The organism is Streptomyces sp. 13-12-16, assembly GCF_002114215.1.
GTDB lineage: Bacteria > Actinomycetota > Actinomycetes > Streptomycetales > Streptomycetaceae > Streptomyces.
The window spans coordinates 1-5,313 of record NZ_NCTE01000134.1 but is presented as its reverse complement, the minus strand read 5'-3'; the positions used below and the strand labels follow the sequence as shown (position 1 = coordinate 5,313).

5 protein-coding genes and 2 pseudogenes are annotated in these 5,313 nt (G+C 72.0%); 6 read left to right on the top strand and 1 reads right to left on the bottom strand.

Annotation, left to right across the window (positions count from 1 at the left end; all coding sequences use genetic code 11):
• The 3 genes and pseudogenes from B7767_RS47805 to B7767_RS06225 form a co-directional block, all read left to right on the top strand.
• Window positions 1-258: pseudogene (locus tag B7767_RS47805) on the top strand (helix-turn-helix domain-containing protein); the annotation flags it as partial.
• An 8-nt stretch (window positions 259-266) separates the two neighbouring features.
• The gene (locus B7767_RS06230) at window positions 267-1,247 is read left to right on the top strand and encodes a hypothetical protein (protein WP_085571247.1); all 981 of its coding nucleotides are present in this window, start codon (window positions 267-269) and stop codon (window positions 1,245-1,247) included.
• A gap of 137 nt (window positions 1,248-1,384) precedes the next feature.
• Window positions 1,385-1,813 (top strand): DUF4440 domain-containing protein, encoded by a 429-nt coding sequence (locus B7767_RS06225; protein WP_085571246.1) that lies wholly within the window; start codon window positions 1,385-1,387, stop codon window positions 1,811-1,813.
• A gap of 7 nt (window positions 1,814-1,820) precedes the next feature.
• Here the strand turns inward: B7767_RS06225 and B7767_RS06220 are convergent, their stop codons facing one another.
• Window positions 1,821-2,747 carry a DUF3027 domain-containing protein gene (locus B7767_RS06220; protein ID WP_085571245.1) on the bottom strand — a complete coding sequence of 309 codons (927 nt, stop codon included), beginning with the start codon at window positions 2,745-2,747 and terminating at the stop codon, window positions 1,821-1,823.
• 345 nt (window positions 2,748-3,092) lie between these two features.
• Here B7767_RS06220 and B7767_RS06215 point away from each other — a divergent pair, with 345 nt between their 5' ends.
• The 3 genes and pseudogenes from B7767_RS06215 to B7767_RS06205 all read left to right on the top strand — a co-directional run.
• Window positions 3,093-4,526 carry an MFS transporter gene (locus B7767_RS06215; RefSeq protein ID WP_085571244.1) on the top strand — a complete coding sequence of 478 codons (1,434 nt, stop codon included), beginning with the start codon at window positions 3,093-3,095 and terminating at the stop codon, window positions 4,524-4,526.
• Window positions 4,527-4,590: 64 nt separating this feature from the next.
• On the top strand, window positions 4,591-5,091 hold the full coding sequence (locus tag B7767_RS06210) for a DUF2771 domain-containing protein (protein ID WP_256923336.1): 501 nt from the start codon (window positions 4,591-4,593) through the stop codon (window positions 5,089-5,091).
• A gap of 32 nt (window positions 5,092-5,123) precedes the next feature.
• A pseudogene (locus B7767_RS06205) lies at window positions 5,124-5,313 on the top strand (futalosine hydrolase); the annotation flags it as partial.

Sequence of the window (5,313 nt, the reverse complement as noted above, 5' to 3'; positions counted from 1 at the left end):
GCCACCCCCACCGCCGTACGCCACGCCCTCACCACCGACCTGCCGGACGAACCCCTGCGCCGTCCCGGGGCCCTCCTCGCCCACCGCCTCACGGCGCACCTGCCGCCCCCACCCCCGTTCCGCGCCCCGGCCGCCCCACCACCCGCCCGTCACGGCCTCCGCACCTGCGACGGCTGCGACCGCGCCTTCCGCGCCCCCGAAACCGAAACCCACTGCCGCGACTGCCGTGCAGCCACCGCTCGCCCCGGAAGCCAGTAAGGAAACCCATGGTCAGCCCGCCCCATGAGGCGATGCACCGCATCTTCCAGCACGACCCCGGACTCTTCAGCCGCGTCTCGCGCTTCCTCGGAGTCGACATCCCCACCCCGGTGAAGGCGACAGCCCTTCCGACCGACCTGACGGAGACCAACCCCGTCGAACGCCGGGTCGACACACTCCTCCGCTTCGAGACCGCGGAGCAGGGCCCGTTCCTCCTGGCCATCGAGGCTCAGGGCAGGAAACACCCGGACAAGCCGGCGAGCTGGGCGTACTACACCGCGTACCTGTGGTCGAAGTACCGGCTGCCCACGGCCCTCCTGGTCGTCTGCCAGGACCACGCCACGGCCAAATGGGCCCAGCAGTCGGTGAGCTGCGGACCGCCCCAGATGCCCACCCTCACCCTTCGTCCCATGGTCGCCGGTCCGCACAACATGCCCGTGATCACCGATCCGGAAGAAGCCCGCGCCGACCTGGCCCTGGCCAGCCTGGCGGCCATCACACACGCTGCCGAACCGGTCGTCGATGCGATACTGAAGGCCCTGTCCACCGCACTGCGGGACGAGCCCAAAGACATCGCGAGTCCCCTGATCGAATTCACCGCACAGGGCCTGGGCAAGAACCCGGCCAAGCACCTCTGGAGGAACCTGGTGGCCGTGGACCTCTCCTTCTACAAGTCCTACCTCGCCGAAGAGGTTCGAGAAGAAGTCCGAAAAGAAGTCCGCGAGGAAGTCCAGCGCGAAGTCCGCGAAGAGGTCCAGCGCGAAGTCCGGCAGGAAGTCCGCGAGGAAGTCCAGCGGGAAGTCCGGGAAGAGGCCCGCGCCGAGGACCGTGCCGAGGACATCCTGTTCGTCCTGGAGCAGCGCGGCCTCGACGTCTCCGACGACGTCCGCAGCCGCATCACGGACTGCACCGACCCCGACCTCCTTCGCCATTGGCTCGCCCGCGCCGTCACCGTCCCGAAGACCGAAGAGATCTTCGAGGGCCAGTAGGCACCCCTCACCCCTGATGTGACTCAGGCCACACCAAGGGGCATTGCCAATAAAGTTTGACCAGTTCCCGCGAGAGGTAGACACTACTCCGTCGATCACTAGACAAGCTTGACTAGTCATCCTTCGAAGGAGCCCGTATGACCTACCTCCCCGACACCGGATACACCCCGACCGCGGAGGACCGCGCGAGCCTCGACGCGTGGTTCGCCGAGTACGACGCGGCGAGCGGGAAGCGTGACGTCGAGCGCATGGCGGACCTGGCCGTGTTCCCCCTCAACCTCGTGAGTGACGACTCCGCGGGCGACGGGCGGTCGGCGCAGTGGGACCGTGAGCAGTTCGTCGCGGTCATGACCCAGGTGATGGGCGAGGGCAGTGAGGACATCACCTTCGAGTCCACCCGGACCCCGGTGTTCCTGTCCCCCTCGATGGCCGTGGTCCTCACGGACTCGACCATGACCGCCGACGGCGCGTCCCAGCGGCTCCGCTATGCCGACATCCTGCTCAGGCGGGACGGGAGATGGGCGTTCCAGACCATGATCCAGGGCGGTTGGGGGGACAACCTGTGACGACGTCCTACGAGTGCCCCAGCTCCGCCGACGACGCGTCCTCCGTCGCCGGGACCGAGCCGGAGTCCGCGGACGGGCGGAGGGGGAAGGGGTCGACGCGGGTCTCGTCGATGACCGGCGGGGCCGGCTGCGGGGGCTTCGGCATGACCGCGGCCTCGGAGTGGCCGCCGCAGCCGTAGGCCAGGGAGACGACGTGGCCGTCGGCCGGGGAGAACTCGTTGGCGCACACGCCGAACGCCTGGCCGAGCGAGCCGCCGATGGGGGTGAGGAAGCCGCACGACACGCAGGAGGCGGGGGCCGCCTGCGCCATCGGGGTCTTCGCTCCGAACCCCTCCTCCCAGCGGTCGGCGGCGCTGTGCAGGCCGTAGCGGGACAGGACCCGGGCGCGGCGCATGCCGAGTTCCTCGGCGACCGCCGCGATCGAACCGCGGGACGGGGCGACCGGCAGGCCGGCCGGGGCGCCGGCCGTGACCTCGGCGTCCTCCGCCTCCACCAGGTCGGCCATCTCGTGGGAGACCGCGGAGCTCGGCGGCGGCTCCTCCTCGCCGGAGAAACCGGGCTCCAGGCGCAGGTCCTCGGCCTCGGTGGGGAGGAGGTCGCCGGGGCCCATGTCGCCGGGGCGCAGCCGCTCGCTCCACGGCACCCACTCCGGGGCGAGGACCGCGTCGGGGCCGGGCAGCAGCACCGCCTCGTCGACCGTGACGATCTTGGCGCGGGAGGCGCGGGCCACGGTGACGGCCCAGCGCCAGCCGCGGTAGCCGGGCTCGTGGCACCCGAAGAAGTGGGTGACGACGCGGTCCCCCTCGGAGACCAGCCCCTCGTGTCCGCCCACGACCCCGGGCGCGGCGACCTCCTCGGCTGCGGCGCGGGCGAGGTCGACGGCCTCGGCGCACAGACGGTCGGGGGTGCGGCTTCGCGTTGTCGCTGCGCTCACAGGTATCGCTTCTCTCCTACGCCGTCTCACGAGTGCGCCACTCCCGGGCACGGGGGGCGGACGGAGCGGACCGTGGGACCGCGTCGACGTCCGCGCAACAACGTGCTCGGGCGCGCCTCCATCCATTCTGCGGGATGGCTGAGATACGCACGCTACCTTCTCGCGTGCGCTGGGCCTACACCGACGGTTGTTACGGAGTCCCGCGCGCCGGTTTCCGGGGGCGTCCGGCCGCCCCCCGGCGGCGCGTTCCCGTCGGCATCCGGTGTTCGGCCGTACAGCCGCACCACGGGCGGCGTCCACGGTGATACGGCATTACACACGGCCTTCTCGGGGCACTATGGCGTCGTGGCTACCGCGAGGACACCCCAGGGCGCCACCGGGACCGGTGGGCCGAAAGGGGTCAGGGGCAGCGGCCGACGCTTCGGGACGGGCCGGGCGGGCGGCCGTCTCCGCGCGTTCGGGCGCGCCCTGCACTTCCCGGTGACCAGAACCGCGCGGGGGATCCGCCGGGCGACCCACGCGCACGGAGCCGGGGAGTCCGGGCTCGGCAAACTGATCGAACTGCACGGCGTGAACGGCGCCGGCGATGTCATGATCACGGTCGCGCTGGCGTCCACCGTGTTCTTCTCGGTGCCGACCGACGAGGCGCGCGGACGGGTCGCCCTCTACCTCGCCATCACCATGGCGCCGTTCACCCTCCTCGCCCCGGTGATCGGCCCGCTCCTCGACCGCCTCCCGCACGGCCGCCGCGCCGCCATGGCCGGTGCGATGCTCGCCCGGGCGCTGCTCGCGCTGGTCCTGTCCGGCGCGGTCGTCACCGGCGGGCTGGAGCTGTACCCGGCGGCGCTGGGCGTGCTGGTCTCGTCGAAGGCGTACGGGGTGGTCAGGAGCGCGGTGGTGCCGCGGCTGCTGCCACCCGCCTTCTCCCTGGTGAAGGCGAACTCGCGGGTCACCCTCGGCGGACTGCTGGCGACCGGGATCGCCGCGCCGATCGGCGCGGGCCTGCAACAGGTCGGGCCGCGCTGGCCGCTGTACGGGGCGTTCGCGATCTTCGTGGCGGGGATGTTCCTGTCCTTCCGGCTGCCGCCGAAGGTGGACTCCGCGAAGGGCGAGGACGTGGCGCTGCTCGCCGCCGACGAGCGGCATCTGCACGGCCCGCGCGGCAAGGCGGAGAAACGTCCCGGCCTGCGGACGGTCGGCCCGGCCGTCACCCACGCGCTCGGTGCCAACGCCTCCATCCGCTGCCTCACCGGCTTCCTGATCTTCTTCCTCGCCTTCCTGCTGCGCGAGCACCCGATGACGGGGCAGAGCGCCGCCGTGTCCCTCGGCATAGTGGGCGTGGCGGCGGGGGCCGGCAACGCCCTCGGTACGGCGGTCGGGGCGTGGCTGCGGTCGCGCGCCCCGGAGATCATCATCGTGACGGTGGTGGCGTGTGTGGTGAGTGCGGCGGTCCTGGCCGCCGCGTTCTTCGGCGCGGTCCTGGTGGCGTGTCTCGCCGCGGTCGCCGGGTTCGCGCAGGCGCTGGCCAAGCTGTCGCTGGACGCGCTGATCCAGCGGGACGTGCCCGAGCTGGTGCGGACGTCGGCGTTCGCCCGCTCGGAGACGCTGCTGCAGATGTCGTGGGTGCTGGGCGGGGCGATCGGCATCGTGATGCCGCTGGTCGGCCCGCTGGGGCTGGCGGTGGGCGCGGCGATCGTCGCCGCGGGCTGGCTGACCACGGTCCGGGGGCTGGTCCGTTCGGCCCGGCAGGGGAACGCGGGACGGGCGCGAGTGGCGTAACGGCGCGGCCACGCCGTACCCCCGCATGGGGGGTGGGGCGGACTCGCCAGATAGCCTTCGCCCCATGACCACGTTGCCCCGCGGCGCAGCCGCTTCGAGTCACCGCGCTGTGCGACGCCGCCGTGCCGTCGCCGCCGTCGGCGCCGTATCCGCCGGACTGCTCGTCCTGGCCGCCTGTGACAAGCCGACGCCGATGGCCACCATCACGGTGGGCGGTGACTCGGTGAGCTCGGAGGCCACCTGCGGTGGCGAGGGCGAGGCCCTGAACACCGAGACGCTCAACAAGTGCCTGAAGGACAAGGGCATCGACGAGATCGACGTCGACCCCGCCAAGGAAGTGCGCTTCGGCGTCGACCCGGAGGTCGCCGACAACGGCTGGACCATCCTGATGAACGGTCAGCCGCTGGTCGACTCCAGCAAGAAGACCTACCAGGTCATCCCGGGCAGCGTGTTCTTCAACCCCCAGTACGGCGCCCAGGGCGACTCGACGCTGGTGTCGATCAAGGAGGGCGAGAGCGAGACCACGGGTCTGTGGTCCTTCCGGCTGAAGAACAAGGAAGACTGATCATCCCGATCACGTCGTCCGCACGCGTCCTCGTGGCCACCGCGGTCCCCGTCGAGCGGGACGCGGTGGCCGGGGCGTTCCCCGGTGACGTACGGGAACGGGTGCTCCCCGGGGCGACCGTGCTCCGGGTCCCGGGCGGGCCCGACCTGCTCGCCGCCGGGGTCGGCCCGGCGCTCGCCGCCGCCTCCACGGCCGGTGCGCTCACCGCCGCCGCCCTGGACG

Bases quoted from the DNA above. Each gene is read 5' to 3' on its own strand.
- B7767_RS06230 (WP_085571247.1), top strand. From the start codon at position 267: ATGGTCAGCCCGCCCCATGAGGCGATGCACCGCATCTTCCAGCACGAC.
- B7767_RS06225 (WP_085571246.1), top strand. From the start codon at position 1,385: ATGACCTACCTCCCCGACACCGGATACACCCCGACCGCGGAGGACCGC.
- B7767_RS06210 (WP_256923336.1), top strand. From the start codon at position 4,591: ATGACCACGTTGCCCCGCGGCGCAGCCGCTTCGAGTCACCGCGCTGTG.